Source organism: Drouetiella sp. (assembly GCF_059504425.1).
In genome coordinates this window covers 25,627-41,988 of the sequence record NZ_JCACIN010000061.1, presented here as the reverse complement: position 1 = coordinate 41,988, position 16,362 = coordinate 25,627, and the positions used below count along the sequence as shown (strand labels likewise).

General features: G+C 46.9%; 17 protein-coding genes and 2 pseudogenes. 14 read left to right on the top strand and 5 right to left on the bottom strand.

The genetic code is table 11. The features are described from left to right. Positions 1-181: 181 nt before the first annotated feature. From AC5JMP_RS14950 to AC5JMP_RS14940, 3 genes and pseudogenes are all read right to left on the bottom strand, one after another. Positions 182-607: a Uma2 family endonuclease gene (locus AC5JMP_RS14950; RefSeq protein ID WP_495852283.1), complete on the bottom strand. Its 426-nt coding sequence runs from the start codon at positions 605-607 to the stop codon at positions 182-184. Positions 608-696: 89 nt separating this feature from the next. Further along, positions 697-927 (bottom strand): annotated as a pseudogene (tnpA, locus tag AC5JMP_RS14945) (IS200/IS605 family transposase); the annotation flags it as partial. A 256-nt stretch (positions 928-1,183) separates the two neighbouring features. Beyond that, a complete protein-coding gene (locus tag AC5JMP_RS14940) occupies positions 1,184-2,275 on the bottom strand; it encodes a tyrosine-type recombinase/integrase (protein ID WP_495852279.1) in 1,092 nt (363 codons plus the stop codon). Between the two features lie 152 nt (positions 2,276-2,427). Here AC5JMP_RS14940 and AC5JMP_RS14935 point away from each other — a divergent pair, with 152 nt between their 5' ends. The 4 genes from AC5JMP_RS14935 to AC5JMP_RS14920 all read left to right on the top strand — a co-directional run bounded on the left by AC5JMP_RS14935 (position 2,428) and on the right by AC5JMP_RS14920 (position 5,255). After that, a complete protein-coding gene (locus AC5JMP_RS14935; protein ID WP_495852278.1) occupies positions 2,428-3,240 on the top strand; it encodes a DUF4058 family protein in 813 nt (270 codons plus the stop codon). Continuing rightward, the gene (locus AC5JMP_RS14930; protein WP_495852277.1) at positions 3,237-3,761 is read left to right on the top strand and encodes a hypothetical protein; all 525 of its coding nucleotides are present in this window, start codon (positions 3,237-3,239) and stop codon (positions 3,759-3,761) included. Before AC5JMP_RS14935 ends, AC5JMP_RS14930 begins: the two co-directional genes overlap by 4 nt. Before the next feature lie 6 nt (positions 3,762-3,767). Continuing rightward, entirely contained in the window at positions 3,768-4,499 is a 732-nt protein-coding gene (locus AC5JMP_RS14925; RefSeq protein ID WP_495852276.1) for a hypothetical protein, read from the top strand. A 183-nt stretch (positions 4,500-4,682) separates the two neighbouring features. Further along, positions 4,683-5,255 (top strand): DUF981 family protein, encoded by a 573-nt coding sequence (locus tag AC5JMP_RS14920; RefSeq protein WP_495852275.1) that lies wholly within the window; start codon positions 4,683-4,685, stop codon positions 5,253-5,255. 89 nt (positions 5,256-5,344) lie between these two features. On the opposite strand, the gene AC5JMP_RS14915 is transcribed toward AC5JMP_RS14920, so the two are convergent. Further along, the gene (locus AC5JMP_RS14915) at positions 5,345-6,292 is read right to left on the bottom strand and encodes a S1/P1 nuclease (RefSeq protein WP_495852274.1); all 948 of its coding nucleotides are present in this window, start codon (positions 6,290-6,292) and stop codon (positions 5,345-5,347) included. Positions 6,293-6,342: 50 nt separating this feature from the next. Here AC5JMP_RS14915 and AC5JMP_RS14910 point away from each other — a divergent pair, with 50 nt between their 5' ends. The 8 genes from AC5JMP_RS14910 (at position 6,343) to AC5JMP_RS14875 (ending at position 15,109) form a co-directional block, all read left to right on the top strand. Beyond that, positions 6,343-6,606: a hypothetical protein gene (locus tag AC5JMP_RS14910; RefSeq protein ID WP_495852282.1), complete on the top strand. Its 264-nt coding sequence runs from the start codon at positions 6,343-6,345 to the stop codon at positions 6,604-6,606. Positions 6,607-6,737: 131 nt separating this feature from the next. After that, positions 6,738-7,478 carry a hypothetical protein gene (locus AC5JMP_RS14905; RefSeq protein WP_495852273.1) on the top strand — a complete coding sequence of 247 codons (741 nt, stop codon included), beginning with the start codon at positions 6,738-6,740 and terminating at the stop codon, positions 7,476-7,478. Between the two features lie 76 nt (positions 7,479-7,554). Next, entirely contained in the window at positions 7,555-8,649 is a 1,095-nt protein-coding gene (locus tag AC5JMP_RS14900) for a DUF1822 family protein (protein ID WP_495852272.1), read from the top strand. A gap of 89 nt (positions 8,650-8,738) precedes the next feature. Further along, positions 8,739-11,432 carry an ABC transporter substrate-binding protein gene (locus tag AC5JMP_RS14895; RefSeq protein WP_495852271.1) on the top strand — a complete coding sequence of 898 codons (2,694 nt, stop codon included), beginning with the start codon at positions 8,739-8,741 and terminating at the stop codon, positions 11,430-11,432. 246 nt (positions 11,433-11,678) lie between these two features. Next, on the top strand, positions 11,679-12,308 hold the full coding sequence (locus AC5JMP_RS14890; protein WP_495852270.1) for a hypothetical protein: 630 nt from the start codon (positions 11,679-11,681) through the stop codon (positions 12,306-12,308). Positions 12,309-12,310: 2 nt separating this feature from the next. Then, positions 12,311-12,973: a hypothetical protein gene (locus AC5JMP_RS14885; RefSeq protein WP_495852269.1), complete on the top strand. Its 663-nt coding sequence runs from the start codon at positions 12,311-12,313 to the stop codon at positions 12,971-12,973. A gap of 6 nt (positions 12,974-12,979) precedes the next feature. Then, entirely contained in the window at positions 12,980-14,710 is a 1,731-nt protein-coding gene (locus AC5JMP_RS14880; RefSeq protein ID WP_495852268.1) for a vWA domain-containing protein, read from the top strand. A gap of 27 nt (positions 14,711-14,737) precedes the next feature. After that, entirely contained in the window at positions 14,738-15,109 is a 372-nt protein-coding gene (locus AC5JMP_RS14875) for a hypothetical protein (protein WP_495852267.1), read from the top strand. A gap of 15 nt (positions 15,110-15,124) precedes the next feature. Here the strand turns inward: AC5JMP_RS14875 and AC5JMP_RS14870 are convergent. Continuing rightward, positions 15,125-15,226: pseudogene (locus AC5JMP_RS14870) on the bottom strand (IS5-like element ISMra2 family transposase); the annotation flags it as partial. A gap of 115 nt (positions 15,227-15,341) precedes the next feature. Here AC5JMP_RS14870 and AC5JMP_RS14865 point away from each other — a divergent pair. Together AC5JMP_RS14865 and AC5JMP_RS14860 are read left to right on the top strand one after the other, a co-directional pair. Beyond that, positions 15,342-15,650: a transposase gene (locus AC5JMP_RS14865; protein ID WP_495852266.1), complete on the top strand. Its 309-nt coding sequence runs from the start codon at positions 15,342-15,344 to the stop codon at positions 15,648-15,650. Next, positions 15,650-16,219 (top strand): transposase, encoded by a 570-nt coding sequence (locus AC5JMP_RS14860; protein WP_495852281.1) that lies wholly within the window; start codon positions 15,650-15,652, stop codon positions 16,217-16,219. Before AC5JMP_RS14865 ends, AC5JMP_RS14860 begins: the two co-directional genes overlap by 1 nt. Positions 16,220-16,362: the final 143 nt, after the last annotated feature.

The following is a 16,362-nucleotide window of genomic DNA, read 5'->3' as shown; positions in this document are numbered from 1 at the left end:
AACGCTTCTCTACCTCTACAATAATGTCCTAACTCGTTCTCGTAGCGCTATAAATGAAAAACATTCTAGCTGCGGCAAGAGCTAGCATAGGGCAAAGAAGGCAGAAGTAAGAAGGGAGAAGAAATCATATGTTGGCAATTTGGCAAAGATTTCTTGGGAAGCAAGAAGGATAGCGGCTTTGTCAGGAAAATTGCTGCCTTAACTGTCGAATAGCCTGACTGCTGCTTTGTTCGTAGGCGATTCGTCGATATTGTCCAAGAATGAGATGGATTTCAAGAGATGGAAAATATTGACTCGTCGGGGAGATGTTGTAGCCATAGACGTTAAGTTGGTGGATGCTCAGCTCATCGTTCTTAAACATCCAAACTTCTGGCACTTGATAGGGTAGGTAATCATCAATATTGCTGTAGCTGGTCACATCAATTCCCAATACCAAATCGGGCGGTGGATCAATCTGCCAATCAATCCGCTTTTTCCCGCGTACTCGGCTTAGGTTTTGAATGTAAAAGCAGTAATCGGGTTCAATGCCGCTGGACTCAGGTAGAGTCATCGTAATGGGTGTAAACGAGTCATAGTCAAGAGCTTGGGAATCTAGTAAAACTTTGATTAAGTCAGATACCTCCAGCGAAGCTGGTGGCTTGATGAGTGTGACCGCCTCAAAGGCGGGTGTCCTCGCTGAGGATATCTTGCTATCGGCTAGAACTGCCCTCCTTTATCGGCAATCTCCTGCTCTCGAATATAGCGACGCACCGCTTCTAGCTCAAACCCAACCGTCGAAACGGCATAGCCTCTCGCCCAAAAGTTCTCACCGTTGAAATTGCGCTGCTTGCCACTAAATTGTCGCGCAATGGCAATCGCACTCTTGCCCTTGAGGAAACCCACAACTGATGCCACCGCATACTTTGGAGGAATCTCAATGCACATATGCCATTGGCATTTTTGATTGCTCCATCACATCTCGAATGCTCCAATAGCTCAACGGTTTGCTCTCACTGCGGTGGGAGTGGGATAAGAACAAGGGGCGATCGCTCTCAATCCCTTACTCCCTACCTCCTGCTACTCAAGGTTAATGCCCAGCTGTTGACGAAGTGAGGATGAGAGCGATCAAACTTAGAGATTGAGCGATAAATGCCAGTATTACCGCTACAATCCATATCCTCAATAAATGGGCAATATTATCCGCTTATTCTGGTGCCTCTTCCCCAATGGACTGATAGAAAGCCCGTTCAGCCGCTGCGCTGAGCGATCGCTTGGCATATCGTTTGAAACTTGCTTCTGATTTATGGCGAGTTAAGGTGCGGGCATGAAGACTTTCAACGCCTCGTAGAAGCAGGCCTGTGGCAAAAGTGTGACGTAATTGGTGAGGATGAACATTGACCAAAGTCAGGATTTGTTTAAGTTCTGACTCACTGAACTGTCCCCATCTGTCCTGGGAAGCAGTTTCTATTGCTCCCGGCCCAATTCTCTGCTGCCGCTCTAAAGCAGATTGAGCCTGCGCTGCGGCAATCTTGCCCAAAGATTTAACTGCATAATACAGCCCTTGGTAGCCCAACCGCTGACCCCCTCTATTTCGTCCACAGGACAAAAATAGTGGACTATCTGGCGGTAAGTCTCCCGCTTTGACACGACGATCGACGAGATAGAGATTCAACTGCTCTCGTGCTTGGCGATCGAGCGGCACCGTGCCTGTACTGTCATCCTTGGCTTGCCGAATCGTCAACCGCACCCCATCATAGTCTTCCAGATTCAAATTGACGACCTCTTCTGCCCGCAGACCATGACTGAGCACAGCTAACAGCGATCGATCGCGCATCTCCGTCTCCCCCCGTTCCTCCAATGCCAGATACAATGCTGCGATTTCAATGTCTGATAAGTCTCTAGCTAGGGGCAAGGGCACCCGCTCCATCTCGACTGCTGCGGTTGGGTCATGAGCAATTTGCTCTGGGTAAGCCGTTCGAAACCAATCAAAGAAACTCATCAGAGCAGTCAAAGCTCTGTTGATGGAGTTTTTGGATAATTTTTGCCCCTGTAAATGGGCTTTGAACTGGGCAATCTGTCGAGGAGTGAGATCTGCCCAAGCCCGATCGGTCCACACTAAAAACCGCTTCAACTCACGCCTGTAGGCTTTTTGCGTATTGTCCGCCAGCGATCGCGCCTGAAAATACTCCTCTACCCGCAGCCAACGGAGATCACTGGGTTGAGACGATCGAGCTGGAACCGAAGCTTGGGAAGAAATCAAGCGAATGATTGGTAGACCATCTGAGTTAGAAAGCATGAGGATTCATACAAAACTGGGATAGCTTCGTAATTTTAGCTTAATTCAAGTAAAATATTTATACAATATCTTATATACGACTAAACTACGACTAGATTCAGCAGGGTTAGAGTATACTGAATGAAAATCCTTGCACTGCGGGAGTTTCACGGATGCCATCGCCCTTCCCTGGCATGAATCCCTACCTGGAACAGCCAGCCTTTTGGTCATCGTTTCACACCCGACTAATGGTGGCGATCGCGGATGATCTCGCGCCCGATCTACGTCCCAACTATTACGTTGAAGTGGAAACACGCACCTACAGAGACCAGGAGGGAAGCGAGAATGAAGAGGATGAACTCCTCATTGGCATTCCAGATGCAGCTGTTCTGGCAGCCAATACCTCTGAGCAACCTGGAGATAGTCCTTCATTAGAAACTAGAACGGTTCTGACTCAAAATCAGCCCCAGTCAATTACCTTGCCTATGCCCGTAGTCCTAAAGGAACGGTATCTCGCAGTTCGAGAAGTGGGAAGTGAAGCCGTTATTACTGTCATTGAAGTCCTCTCCCCCATGAACAAGCGAAGAGGGCAGGGTAGAACCGCCTATGAACGTAAGCGAGGGCGGGTTTTAGGAAGCCTCTCTCACTTGATCGAAATTGATTTACTCCGTGGCAATGCACCCATGCCCATGACGGGACAGGGGCAAACCACAGATTACCGAATCGTGGTCAGTCGCAGCGATCAGCGTCCTAAAGCAGACCTGTATGGCTTCAATTTGCCAGAAGTCATTCCCAGTTTTCCCCTGCCCCTCAAATTAGAGGATAAAGAACCCATTGTGGATTTACAAGCGATCGTACAGGGAGTCTACGATCGCGGCAGCTACGATTTTCGCATAGATTATCATCAGCCTGTTCCCCCGCCAAAACTATCAGAAGCAAACCAAAAATGGGTTGATGATTTACTAGCCTCAATTCGAGGTGTATGATGGCACGTCCTGATCAGGAGAAATGTCGGCTCTGTTCAAAGCTTAGCTCTCAAGAAGCACAACAGCGACATGGCAAAACAGGAGATGGCTGCTGGAATCATCAAGTTTGTCATAACCGTCGATCCTACTATCGGCATCGCGGCGTACGCAATCAATTACGTAAACAGCGTCGCCATATTGACGAGGCACAACCCACCCCAACCGGTCGATCGCCTGTAGCGACCTTAGCGATTCCAGTCCCCGCAGTGCCCGCAGCAGTCGTTCATTGGTATCGAGAAACAAAAGAGTCTCCGCTTCATGCCCTAGGAGCAGAACTTTGGATGGGAAACGATCGCGTGGCCAAGATAGAGCCTGTGCATTGTCTAGGATTAGCTGAGTCACAGGTCAAAACGCTTTTAGTTCGGATACTGGGTGAGTTTTCCTCATTTTCAAGTCTTAAGGTTGAACGGTTTCGATCCGCTGCGGAATTACACCCTTTGAATTGTCCGATTCGCCCTTGTCCCTTGCATCCAGATTCTTAGATCGTTGTGGAAATTGAGCAGCTAGAAATTGACTTGTGGCACTCTCTGGAAACAGCACGGCAGTTTCCAGAAACCTTAGAGGTGCGATTGCTCTGCGATGCACTAGAGCAAGTAATCCAAGGACAGCCGATCGCGCAACAGCTTGAAATTGCCAGCACAGCCATGACTCAGCTCACAGAAGTGTATGCTGTTCGTGCAGAGAAGTGGATGACAGACTGGCAGCGGCGCCACGATCCTCAAGAGCCTGTCGTTGCACTAGAGCAATGTGTTGATCTCTTTGTGCAGTCGCTGCATCTTGAGATATCAGATTTGTTTGAGCCTCCTGACCCAACGCATTACCCGACTGAGCGGCGATCGCCGACAAAACAATCGGCTGAAGGAACGATCGTGGGCAGGCTGGATCAAGAGGCTTTGCTGCAAGCTTTAGACCAACAGATGAGCCAGCATTCAGGTATGACTGAGATGGAGGCATTTAACACAGCAATCTCGGTGGCGCATGGCGAGGATATAAGAGCTTGGTCAGAGGCAATCAACCAGTTTTTCTCAACGCATACCAGTTCAATGGTTTGCCTGAGTCAACTTCAGCAGACTTTGAACCTACCGGTCGTGGCCATATGGCTGGGGCTGCTGTTAGGCAATTATGTCCTTGAACAGAGAGGAGAGTTCTATGATATGCAAAGTATTTTTGTACAGCAGTTGCCTACCCCCATTGCTGCTAAAGATAATTCCATCAGGTGATGTGAAATCCATAGCCAAATTGCTGAAGGCTATCAACAACAAAATTGTGTCTTGCCAGCAGTAGCCTTTTCCTCCTCTACTAGGATAGGTCAGGCAGTCAATTCCATTCCTTTAACAGTAGGACAGAGCATTCGATCTTTGTCGGTTCTGCTAACATTTCAAAGTAACATCAAGGGGTCAATCATGTTTATTGATTACATTACACTGATGCTGATCAATATGGTAGCTGGACTGTTTCTATTGGCTTATTACGTCTATCAGGGACTGGATAGTCCTGATCAAGAACGGTGGATTCCTGGCTTCGGCATGACTGGTGGCATCGCCTTAGTAACGGGGCTGCATATGATTTGGACTTGGCCGATCGGGGGGAGCTTCAACATTGCTTTTGGTGAAACCACAGTCTTATTTGGAATAATATTCATCACAACAGCTATTGCTTTATCGCAGGGTTGGGATCTGCTGACCGTGGCAATTTATGCTTTTTTCGCTGGCATCGCTGCGGTTGTGATTGGATTACGCGTTATCAACCTCGGCTTGACCAAGCAACCGTTGCTCTCAGGCGTTGGCTTTATTCTCACGGGGCTAGGCGGTATCTTTGCTGCCCCCACTCTCTATCTAAAAACCAACCGAACTTGGCGGCTACTCGGAGTAGCAGTCCTGGTATCAGCGGCTCTCATCTGGGCGCTGACCGGGTATCTGGCTTATTGGGGGCATCTAGAGACTTTTCAAAAGTGGGTGCCAATCCCGATGCGCTAAGTTATGACTCGTCAATTGTTGTTCTGATGTTCATCATCAAACAGAATTTCTCTTCGGGATGAAAGAGCCATGAGAAGACCTGATCCTGATCAGAATAATTCACTAAGCAGGTCAGCGAGTCGATCGCCTGCTAATACAATTTGTCGCTCTGCAATCGGTTGAACCTCTGTTGCATAATCGTCAGGCAAAACTTCGCCATGATTGCGATCGCTGCTCCCTGCGAGTGTTCCATTGCGATAGACCTGCTGGACTGCAAGAGTATAGCTTTCCTGCTCTGCCCAATTTTGGATGTTGGGGTCTAAGAGTTCACTCAGTTCGCTTCGCTGGTGGCCTGGATTGAGCCGGAGTCGTGTTGCTCGATTTCGCACGGTTTGAAAGCGAACGGAGCTGAGAATCAAATCGTCCCAGAATTCGTGAAGACTGATGGTTCTCGACTGAAAGGCTGGACGGATGTAAAACCGGGTGCCCCCACGATCTCCCTCTGGATACTGTGTTGAGAACAGGCTAACCACATGCAGAGGTTGATGCAGGTCGCCCACTAGATGAAACACCCAGCAAAGAGCGATCGCTTTTTCGCTATCGGGCACAGTGCTGCGAAGTATCGTCAGATTTTGCTCAAGCGCCGTTAAAATATTCTCTGATGCCGGTGATGGGGTTTGTACAACATCAGGCTGGTTCGCAGGTTTATAGGGGAAATTGATGTAGTGCCAAGTGGGATGATCAAAGGCAGGATTCTGGCGGATATCATCTGACCAACGTGCTGCCAGCATCAGCAGGTAGAGGTCTTGCTGGCGGGCTGGAATAGTGACTTGATTGAGCTGCGATCGCCAGCGGGTTTCAAATTCGGGATGCTGCTTCAGAATTGCTACAACTTGCTTAAGCGCTTGGGGGTCAAGCTGTTGAAGCTCGCTGTAAGCAATTGCACCTGAAACCATGTGTCCTGACTTGTTCCAAGCGTAGGCTGACAATGGGCAAAGCAGAACGAGCAAGGGCGCGGCTAGGAGGGCAGTGAATTTAAGAGTCGATCGCTTCAGCATTGGCTTGTGGTGAAACTGCTAAAAAGCATTGAAGTGTTTTACATGTACATATCCTGGGCGGTACCGGTAACGTCGGCTCAGCACTTTTGCAAGCACTACTCGATCGAGACGAGCCTGTTACCGTCGTTAGTCATACTCCCTCGAAAGCCGACCGCTTAAAGCAACGTGGCGCTCATTCGCAGTGGCGAACATGTCTGATGTGGAGGCACTACGTCGCATATTCCGTCAGGACTATTGGCTGTTTCTGCTCATCCCGCCGTAGGGAGTTTACTCCTGCCAGGTTAAATCTGAAAGTGTTTCTTGAGAAAGATTGAGTATCTTGTAAAGTTTTATAAATAATTAGGTTATTCTCCTCCTCTGGCTCCGATAGCCTATTAACCAAGTCAAGAGAAATTAAATCCTGCTTCAGTGTTCAAATCTAAATTCAACTACCCTGGATTAGACAATGGATGAGTTTAGCACTGAACTGATAGCCCAACTTGAGGATGCTTTAAGGCATCCAATCAGACAGCAATTATTATTGCAGCAACGGGAAAAACTCCAAGAAATAATAAATCATGGTTTTGTGCGTCGATGGCTATTTGAGCAGACGTACCAGACCCAGAATTCAGCTTGGGCAAAAAAAGCACGACTGTTAATCGTTAGAATTCTGCAATCTTCTAATCAAATTTGGCGAGGCGGATCTAGCAGTGTATTGCCAGAATACTATGAAGAAGCGCTCACGCGAACATGGGAATGGTTTAGCAACAATCTGGAGAGTTACGATCCTGAGCGGGCAAGTTTTGTTTCCTGGTTTAATCATCATTTGAAGTGGCGAATTATTGATGTTCAACGAGAAATGACTCAAGCGCAGCAGCGTCGAGAACATCCTTTTGTAACTGAAAGTGGCGAGGTGATTGATCCGTTAGAAATTGTTCCTGCACCAGACGCTGACCGTTGGCAGGAAACGATCCACATCTGGCTAGAGTTAGTTCAAAATGATGACGTTCTCCACAGTTGTCGAATGCGAAATGCACCTCATGTCAACGGTCAAGACTTGCTCACTCAAATCTTGCAAAAGCTCCATGAATTAGGCGAGTTTTCTTGGGAGGCGATCGCTCAAACTTACGATGTTGATCCTTCATCCTTGAAAAAATTTTGTCGAATCCGCTGTTTCCCGCGTTTCCGAAAGCTATGGGCTGAGTAGCATTCACTGAGTAACTTTCCACTGAGTCGCATTCGACGAAATTTTCAAACGTAGATATTTTCACTTGATCTAAATCATGACTGACAACAAAGATATTCTCAAGGAACTGATGGCGATCGCTATCCCTATCACGGCTACTGACCGAAGTCGGGCACAGATATTTGCCAAACAACAGCCCACTCAAGCCAGGGCAGAACAAGCTTATCGCAATGCGATCGCAGTCTTAGTAACTCGTCGCTGCTTACATTGGCTGGGAATTTCGTCAAACTTAGAAATGAGCGATAGCTGGAATTTACTCAACTGTTTGTTAGAGGATGCTGCCGATTTGTACGTTCCACAGCTGGAAGGGCGGCTAGAATGTCGGGCAATCCGTCCAGGAGACACCATCTATTTAATTCCTGAAGACACTGAACAGGAACGTATCGGCTACGTTGTCGTGCAGCTTGATGACACATATCGGGAGGGGCAAGTTCTAGGATTCTTTGCGTCAGCCTCTACCCATTTTTCTATGAGTGACCTTCAGCCCTTGGAGGCTCTGATCGATCGTCTGCCAATGCCAGTCAACTTAGGGGAATGGCTAAATCAGAGATTTGATCAGGGCTGGGAGCCTCGCGACAATTTACTCAGTTCTCAAAAAAAATCCATTCTTGCCAGCTCTTTGAGGAATCGACAGGATGAGATTAAACAGCGTGTGGAGCAGCTTTATCTAAAACAAGCCAATTTTAATTTAACGCCGATACTCTCAGCAGAGCCAGAAATAGCCTTGGCACAACTGATTCAAACCACACAAGAGGATGAAATTCGGTGGCAAGCTGCTGAGTTGCTGTGGCAACTGGATTCTCGACATCCCGATTGTCCCGTGATTAGTGCTAAAGATTTGGGGGTTTATTTTGAAGGACGCACGGTTGCGCTGATGGTTGGCGTTTTACCCAAAGTAGAGAGCAGCCGCTTGATCCTGCTAAGGCTTTACCCGTTTGAGCAAGAATTTCACCTTCCACCCGGTTTAAAACTGGAGGTGCTAGATGAAACAGGAAGCCAAGAGCTATTTCAGGTGGAATCCAGACGGCAAGATGACTATATTCAATTCAAATTTACGGGAGATGTGGGCGATCGCTTTAACGTGCGTCTGACGCTCCATGAAGCATCCTTTACGGAGTCCTTTATCATTTAATCTATTGCACCTATTTACTTGTTGTACAGATCTCGTTAATCATGCTTATCTAGTGAGTAAGTCTTAACCTGTTAGTCCTACCGCCATTTATGGTTCAGCCCTCTCCTGACCACCGTCATCCTCAAAGCATTGCCGTTGTCCTGCGGATGGGTGTCGGTTGCTTTGCCGATGGTTTTTCGGTGACGCTTCAGATTTTGGAAGAGGGTCAGTTGATTCAGGAGCATCATGATTTGTCTCATCTCCCGGCGGCGGCTGATATGCCAAGGCTCTATCGGGAATGGCAGAGTCGATCGGTCGAGAATAGCCGTAAACTTCAAGAAGAAATCAGCCGTAAACTTCAGGCGGTTCCGGCACAGAAGACGAATGTTGCCGATTTAGAAGACTGGAGACAAAAAACTGAAAGACTAGAGGACTATTGCAGAAGATGGTTTCAGGAGCAGGCATTCAGAAGTCTGCGCGATCGCATCCAGGCAAACATCAAATTCAAAACCGATCAAGCTGTTCCCATCATTGTAAGTTGCGATACGGGAGATAAATCTCAAGATGAGGTGCTGCGTAGGCTGCCCTGGCATTTATGGGATTTGTTAAGTAGCCGTCACGTTGAATTTGCTCTGTTGACTCGATTTCACCACCAGGCAAATACTCTGACGTTACCTGTCCGAGTGCTGGCTATTTTTGGCAGTTCTCAAGGAGGCTTGCAGCTTGAGAAAGATGAGGCAGCCCTGCAAATACTCCAGCAGCGAGGTGCGCAAATTACTAAGTGCGTAGAGCCTAATCTGGAAGAGTTATCGCCTTTGCTGCGTGATCAGGCTTGGGATATCCTCTTTTTTGCCGGACATAGCTCTAGTGAAGGTATCAGCGGGCGAATTCAAATTAGAGAAGATGTGAGTTTACGGCTAGATGATTTGCGTCAAAGTTTAACCAAAGCAGTCGCAAAAGGTCTCAAGCTGGCGATTTTTAACTCCTGTGATGGGTTAGGAATCGCCGATTTTTTGGCAGAGCTGCATGTACCTTTCATGATTGTGATGCGGCAACCTGTGCCTGATCAGATTGCCTGTCAATTCTTGCTTTACTTTTTGAATGAATTCTCTCAGGGCAAACCGCTCTGTCTGGCGGTTCGTGAGGCACGCGATCGCCTGGAAGCTTTTCAAAATAGGTTTCCTGGAGCCTCATGGCTACCCACCATCTGTCAAAATCCCAATCAGCCGCAGTTGGTTTGGCAGCAATCCTCCCTTCTGATCCGCCTGCGCTCTCGCTTATCCCCTGTATCTGCTTCCCTGATCATGGGTTCTGTTGCCTTGGCAGGGACGATCGCTATAGCGGCGATTGCAGTCAACCGCTGTCAGTTCATGCCTTCCCTTTGCGATAATCCAAACTTAGCCCAACAATTTGTCACGGATGGTCATCAGTCTGTTGCTGACAGCAAAGTCAAGCTGAGTCAGCCTTATGGTTCGCTAAAACAGCAAGGCATTGCAGCATTCTCACAAGCTAAATATGGCGAGGCAGTCACAATTTTTGATGATCTGCGAAGTCAAGCCAAACAAAGTAAAAATAGCTCAAATTCAGGGATTAGCAAAGCTGCTTTAGGCGCTCTGCAAGATCCTGAAACCTTGATTTATCGGAACAATGCGTTCGTGAATGCCCAGCATACTCAAAATCCCGCCTTGCCCATTTACACGATCGCCGTTGCGGCACCGTTGAATCTTGATGCAGGCATGGGCATTGTTTTTGGAGTGGCTCAAGCGCAAGATATGGCGATTCAGCAGGGAATTAACCTACAGGTAATCATTGCCAATGACAACAACAAGCCTGAGCAAGCCGAACAAGTTGCAAAAATCCTCTCTGCTGATTCTAGAATCCTGGCGGTAGTAGGGCATTACACTTCTCCTAACACCTGCAATGCACTGAGAGTGTATTCTCCAAATCGACTGGTGGTAATCACGCCAACCAGTACCGCCGTCAATCTCCAGTCCAATCCAACTTGTGGTGGCGATCCGAATCGCATATTCTTCCGCACCGTTTCAACCTCACGAGTAGAAGCCAGCAGCCTAGTACAGTATTTAGTCAACGATCTGAATAAACCGCATCCCAAGGTCGCTGTTTTTTACAATCCTAAGGAGCTGTTCAGTCAGGATTTGTTCGATCAGTTTGTTCAAGTCCTCAACGCTTTTGAGGGACATATTGTTGCTACGTTTGACCTTTCCGATCCCAACTTTGATCCCCGTCAACTGCCGCTAGAGGCACAAGAAGCGGATGCTCTGGTGGTATTGCCAGACGGCGGAACGGGTGACAATACAGCTTTTCAAAAGGCGATCGCTATCGTCAAGTTAAACAACCGAGAAAAACCCATTTTAGGAGCTAATACGCTTTACCTTCAGGATGTTTTAGAACAGGCTGGAGAGGCGACAGTAGATCGTTTGTTTATTGCGGTTGATTGGCATCCTAAGCAGTGTGGTGCAGACGCTTTTGCCAAACAAATTAATGAGTATTGGGGAGGCGATTTAAATCGTCGTACGGCTCTAGCCTATGAAGCAGTTCAGACGGTAGTGCAGGCAATTCGCCTCTCAAAATCATCGATTACTCGCCAAGACGTAAAGCAAAAACTTTCTGAGACAGGCATTAGAGATAATGCCACAGCTTCTAGCGCAATTATTAAAGGTTTATCGATTAGTTTTGATGCCAGAGGCGATCGCAGAGAAATCACCACGCGGGCGATCGTCACGGTCAACAATCAATTGAGGTTTGATCTGGCAAAAGATGTTCTTTGCCCAAAGGGTGATTGAACGGCACCAGAGCATACTTCGTAAAGTTATGTAAATATTTTGACGATATTGATTCTGGCTACCGATAGTCCTTTAAGACATCTGATTAGGTGAGTATCAACTCCTAGAGTTAAAGATTAAGCACTGCTAGCTTAGGAATGAGAATTCAACAACATCGAATTTTGTAGGATGCATTATGGCTAGTGCCTAACGCATCCTACGCAGAATTCCACATCATTAAATCCGCGATCCTTAGAGAGATTTAGCATGAAAAACTCATTAAAACTATCGCTAAAATCTCGAATTCAAAAAACATTGCGGACGGTATTCAAACTAATAGCTTATGGCGTTTCAGGAGTTCTTTATGTATTGGGGCATCTGCATGGAGTCTTTATCATTTTAGCCTGTGTCAGCTCTCTTTTATGGAATTTTTATTCTGTACTTTGGATTGGCGAATCGATCGCAGTAACTTGCCGTAATACAGATTCTATCCGTGTGGATTGCACTATAAAATATCGTGCTTTGCTTCGAGAATCGGAACAGCAAATCAAAAATGTTCAAGGCATAAAAGTTGATTCCTATACTTCTTCTTCAGAGTCCGGTAATACGACTACCTATGAGGTTAGCTTGCAGTCTCTAGGGAGCGATCGCTTGATCAAAAAATACTCTAATCAGAGCGATCCAGAGATTAAAGCATTACAGCGGCTCAATTCATTTATTGAAAACCCTGAAACACACATGACGATTCCGTTACGATACCACCTGTGGAAATCCCTGGTTATTTTCCTTTTTCTGCTTCCTTTCATGTTTGCTATTTTTGTCCCAGTCTTCGCTGGTTTATTAAGTTTATTCCAAAGCTTTAATAGCGCTCTAAAAAAATCGGAAAGGATATATTGATCATGACTTATACATTAATCATGACTCAGTGGCAAAACTCGTTTCGATTCACTCAAACTCAGGGGTTATGGGTGGGGGTATGGGTTGGCTACATCAGCTTTGTTTTATGGCTGGGAATACGTTGGATCGTTTTGAGTAGTGGTGCATTGATTGGGGTACTGACGATCGCGTCCTGGCATATTCAGCTCCGAACACAAAGAGCGCATCCTACAGTATCCTCTGCAAACTTGCTGCAACCAGAGATTTTTTTAAATCACATTACTATCCTGAATGATCGAGTTCCAGAGGCTTGTCAATCGCTATGGCGATCGGTTCAAGCTCAAGCTCAAGCCATTCAGCGGACGGCAGCACAAATTGCCCAGCAGGAACCTACATTTATTCCAGATCTACTCGAAACTTTGCATACCGTTCTTGATCTAGTCGATCAGCTCGTGCAGGCTCTTCAGGTGACGCAGCAAGTGCAAACGCCGCATTATCAGAAGCTATCGCAAATTCAGCTACAAAGCAGTCTCGATCGGCTTCAGCAAACTCATGATCAACTTCAGGAGTTGCGCGATCAGTTAGCGCTAGTAAGCTTGAAGCAACGTTGCATCACGCCTTCTGGAATCTCAACACGATTGCAAATTCTGGTTACAGAGAACGAAAAAGGAATCTTGGGAGACTAAACTACAATGAAAAATCTGCGCTTTAATATTGGGCTAGCGATCGGACTATGCCTCAGCTTGTTGTGGGCTTGTACCGCGCCAGTCAACTCATTTGCAAGTGCCGATCGCTATCTCCGCGAACAGCTTTTGCCTAAAATCCAGGTCAGTTCACAGCTTGTCTCTGACACAGAATCTTATAATGCTGTCATTCCTGCTCTGACTGATTCTGAACCCGATCCCAGCACCTATCCGCTCTACGGTGCGAAACCTAGCCGTGACGCAAATACTAGCTATATTGAAATCTATAGCTCGGCTGAAAAAGCCAATGGCGAACGCCAGGATGAGCGATGGCTGATTGATGTAGTTGAGCAGTTTAATCAGCAGCGGCAAACACTCAGTTCCGGGGAAGTTGTTCAAGTCGGGATTCGCAATATTCCTTCTGGATTAGGGGCACAAATTCTGGCTGCCAAAAAAGGAAAACCTGCGGGTTATACCCCCGCAAATGCCTTGTGGTTAGAGCTGCTCAAAGCTGAAGGGTTGCCGATGCAGACTATTACCCCAGCGCTGGTGCCAAACCAAGCTATTTTTGCCATCCAGCCGCAAGTCTATCAAGAACTGGCAGAAAACGGAGCAGTAACGTTCGATCGCCTCCTGGATCATATCTTGGCTGGCAAGATCAAAATTGGTTACGCCAATCCCTACATTGCTTCATCAGCGCTGAACCTTCTATACACGCTGCTTTGGCGTTCGGCAGGACATGCCCAAGATGGCAAGCCGCTGACGATCGCAGAACTGGAACTGCCTCAAACGAATTCAGCCTTCAGCGCTTTCCAACAGCAAATTTCCTTAACCACACCGACCTATCTAGATCTAAAACAGATTTGGATTCGCAATCCGCAGCAGTTTCCGGCGATCGTCATGAACTACCAAAGCTATGTCACCCTGAAGCAACAGCCGGGATTTGAACAGTTGGCTTACGTTCCTTTTGGTATCCCTGAAACGTCACCGCTTGTGGGATTTGAGTGGAACACTACATCTGAACGGGAAGCGCTACAGAAGTTTGCTGCCTTTGCCACTTCTGTTCCTATGCAGCAGTTGGCAGAACAACGGGGATTTGAACAAACAGACTATCTAAAGCAAAATCGCTTTCCTCCTTTGCCATCAGGTGAAGTTTTGAAGGCAGCTCAGTCATTTTGGAAACAGCGTAAGGACGGCAGGCATACCGTGTATATGGAACTCGTTGTAGACACTAGCGGTTCAATGGAGCGAAACAATCGCCTGAAAGCTGTGCAGAAAGCGCTCCGATTTGCCAGTCAACAAATTAATCCAGGCAATCAGGTTGGATTGCTGACATTTAGCGATCGCCCCACTCGGCGCATCCCCCTGGCTCCCTTTAATGAGCTGGAACAAAAGCGGCTATTTGCTGCCATCGATCAGCTTCAGCCGGATGGCGCAACGGCTCTCTATGACGGACTTGCCGTCGGGTTAGCAGACCTGATGTCAAAACAAAAAACTGACCCAGAGGGACAATTTTATCTACTGCTGCTAACGGATGGAGAACAAACCGATGGACTGAGTTTTGCAGAAATTAAAGATGTCATTAAATATAGCGGAGTTAGAGTCTATCCGATCGCTTATGGTGAAGTCAATCAACAAGAATTAGAGGCAATCGCCACAATTCGGGAAAGTAACGTGTACGAAGGTACTCCTGAAAAAGTTCAAGTTCTGCTAAAAGACCTATTCCAGACCAGCCTCTAATCTAATCTCGTTAGACCCATCCCAACGATGAACCTCAATACACCTCTTTTCAAAACCCTAGGGCTTAGTTGGCTGATGTTTTTGATTACCGGATTGTTGATTAGCTGGCTCTTTGCTATTCCGACTCTTACCGTGCTGATCGATCGCAGCTATTGTCCTTCCAACCAATGGCAACAGGTTTCGCAGACCTACACTGATCTGTACCACCAACATCAACGCCGCCAGTTGCAGTTGCGATCGGTCATCTTGTTTAGTAATCTAGGGCAAGAAGTCTTTGCTTCACCTCCCCTACCTGAAGCCATACAGGCTCTATCAACCTATGGTTATTCGGATCTATATCGCCAAGCCGAACTGCAAAAAACATACTCTAAAACGCAGCTTTTGGGTTGCCATTCCTAGGGCGTGTTTTAAAACCTAGAGCCAAAGGAGAATTGCAGCAAGGATGAGCGTGGCGAGATAATGCTCTGTCCGTTTCTCATAACGGGTGGCAATGCGTCGAAACTGCTTTAGGCGATTGATGGTTCGTTTGATGTCCACATTCGTCCGATAAATATTGCAGGCTCTATAGAACCCATTTGAGATCTTTTATAATGGAGAAATAAGGCATCTACAACCCTCAAATCTAGTTGCTATGGCATATTCCAGCAGTCTTACTGATGCAGAATGGGAAATTCTTGAACCCCTGTTGCCTCAGATATTACCGCAGAAGAAACGAACACGACCCTCCAATTGGACTCAGCGGGAGATCATTGATGGCATCCTCTATCAACTCAAAAATGGGTGTAATTGGCAAGACCTGCCCAAAGACTTGCCTCCCTACTCCACAGTTTATTGGCACTACAAGCAGTGGCGAGCCGCAGGAGTATTTGAGGAATTGATGAATGTTTTACACAGACAAGTACGGGAACAGGTCAAAAAAAGCCCAAGTGGACGAGGTTAATCCTCATTGATTCCCAAGCTGTGAAGAACACATGCAATGCGAGTGTAGATTCAAAGGGATTCTGTTTTTACAAAGCGACCAATGGAATTAAAAGGCACCTAGCCGTCGATACACTTGGGTTTCCCTTCTTTACTCACTGCACAAAAGCTAATGTTTCCGATGATGCAGGATTAATTGAAATGCTGACACTCAACATTGATTATTTCAAATCGAAACCCGTCAATATTCCCAAGATCACCATCCTGCTAGATCACGGGTATCACATTGACACTTTGATCAAGGCGTTAGAGCAGGTTTATCCCCAGATCATGACAAAAATCAGGTTTGAGCTTTCCACGAAACCCTCGAAACAGGAAAAAGCAAAGCAAGGAAAATCTGGATTTGTCCCGGCTATTGCTCGCTGGGTGTACGCCCTTGGCGGGGCGAAGCCCTATGAACGATCCAATGCTTGGATGGAGCGTTGTAAAAGTCTAGTGAAGAACTTTGAGCGCACGCTATTTCATGCCACGACCAAAATCAATCTTTGCTTTATCAGGCTAATGCTGAAGCGGCTGGCAGCCCCTTCCTAAGATCTCAAATGGGTTCTATAGCTGTTTCGGGGAGATAAGCTATGGGGAAAAGCTGAAAGGTATGAGCCAGCAGCATTTCAGCGTCTTTTGACCTCCGGACTTGAAATGCTTGACTAGCAAGCGTTTCAAGTCCTTATCTCCAA

Excerpts from the sequence above, each read along its gene's own strand:
- AC5JMP_RS14875 (WP_495852267.1), top strand. The coding sequence starts at position 14,738 with ATGAACCTCAATACACCTCTTTTCAAAACCCTAGGGCTTAGTTGGCTG.
- AC5JMP_RS14880 (WP_495852268.1), top strand. The coding sequence starts at position 12,980 with ATGAAAAATCTGCGCTTTAATATTGGGCTAGCGATCGGACTATGCCTC.
- AC5JMP_RS14890 (WP_495852270.1), top strand. The coding sequence starts at position 11,679 with ATGAAAAACTCATTAAAACTATCGCTAAAATCTCGAATTCAAAAAACA.
- AC5JMP_RS14930 (WP_495852277.1), top strand. The coding sequence starts at position 3,237 with ATGATGGCACGTCCTGATCAGGAGAAATGTCGGCTCTGTTCAAAGCTT.
- AC5JMP_RS14905 (WP_495852273.1), top strand. The coding sequence starts at position 6,738 with ATGGATGAGTTTAGCACTGAACTGATAGCCCAACTTGAGGATGCTTTA.
- AC5JMP_RS14885 (WP_495852269.1), top strand. The coding sequence starts at position 12,311 with ATGACTTATACATTAATCATGACTCAGTGGCAAAACTCGTTTCGATTC.
- AC5JMP_RS14940 (WP_495852279.1), bottom strand. The coding sequence starts at position 2,275 with ATGCTTTCTAACTCAGATGGTCTACCAATCATTCGCTTGATTTCTTCC.
- AC5JMP_RS14920 (WP_495852275.1), top strand. The coding sequence starts at position 4,683 with ATGTTTATTGATTACATTACACTGATGCTGATCAATATGGTAGCTGGA.
- AC5JMP_RS14915 (WP_495852274.1), bottom strand. The coding sequence starts at position 6,292 with ATGCTGAAGCGATCGACTCTTAAATTCACTGCCCTCCTAGCCGCGCCC.
- AC5JMP_RS14895 (WP_495852271.1), top strand. The coding sequence starts at position 8,739 with ATGGTTCAGCCCTCTCCTGACCACCGTCATCCTCAAAGCATTGCCGTT.
- AC5JMP_RS14935 (WP_495852278.1), top strand. The coding sequence starts at position 2,428 with ATGCCATCGCCCTTCCCTGGCATGAATCCCTACCTGGAACAGCCAGCC.
- AC5JMP_RS14900 (WP_495852272.1), top strand. The coding sequence starts at position 7,555 with ATGACTGACAACAAAGATATTCTCAAGGAACTGATGGCGATCGCTATC.
- AC5JMP_RS14865 (WP_495852266.1), top strand. The coding sequence starts at position 15,342 with ATGGCATATTCCAGCAGTCTTACTGATGCAGAATGGGAAATTCTTGAA.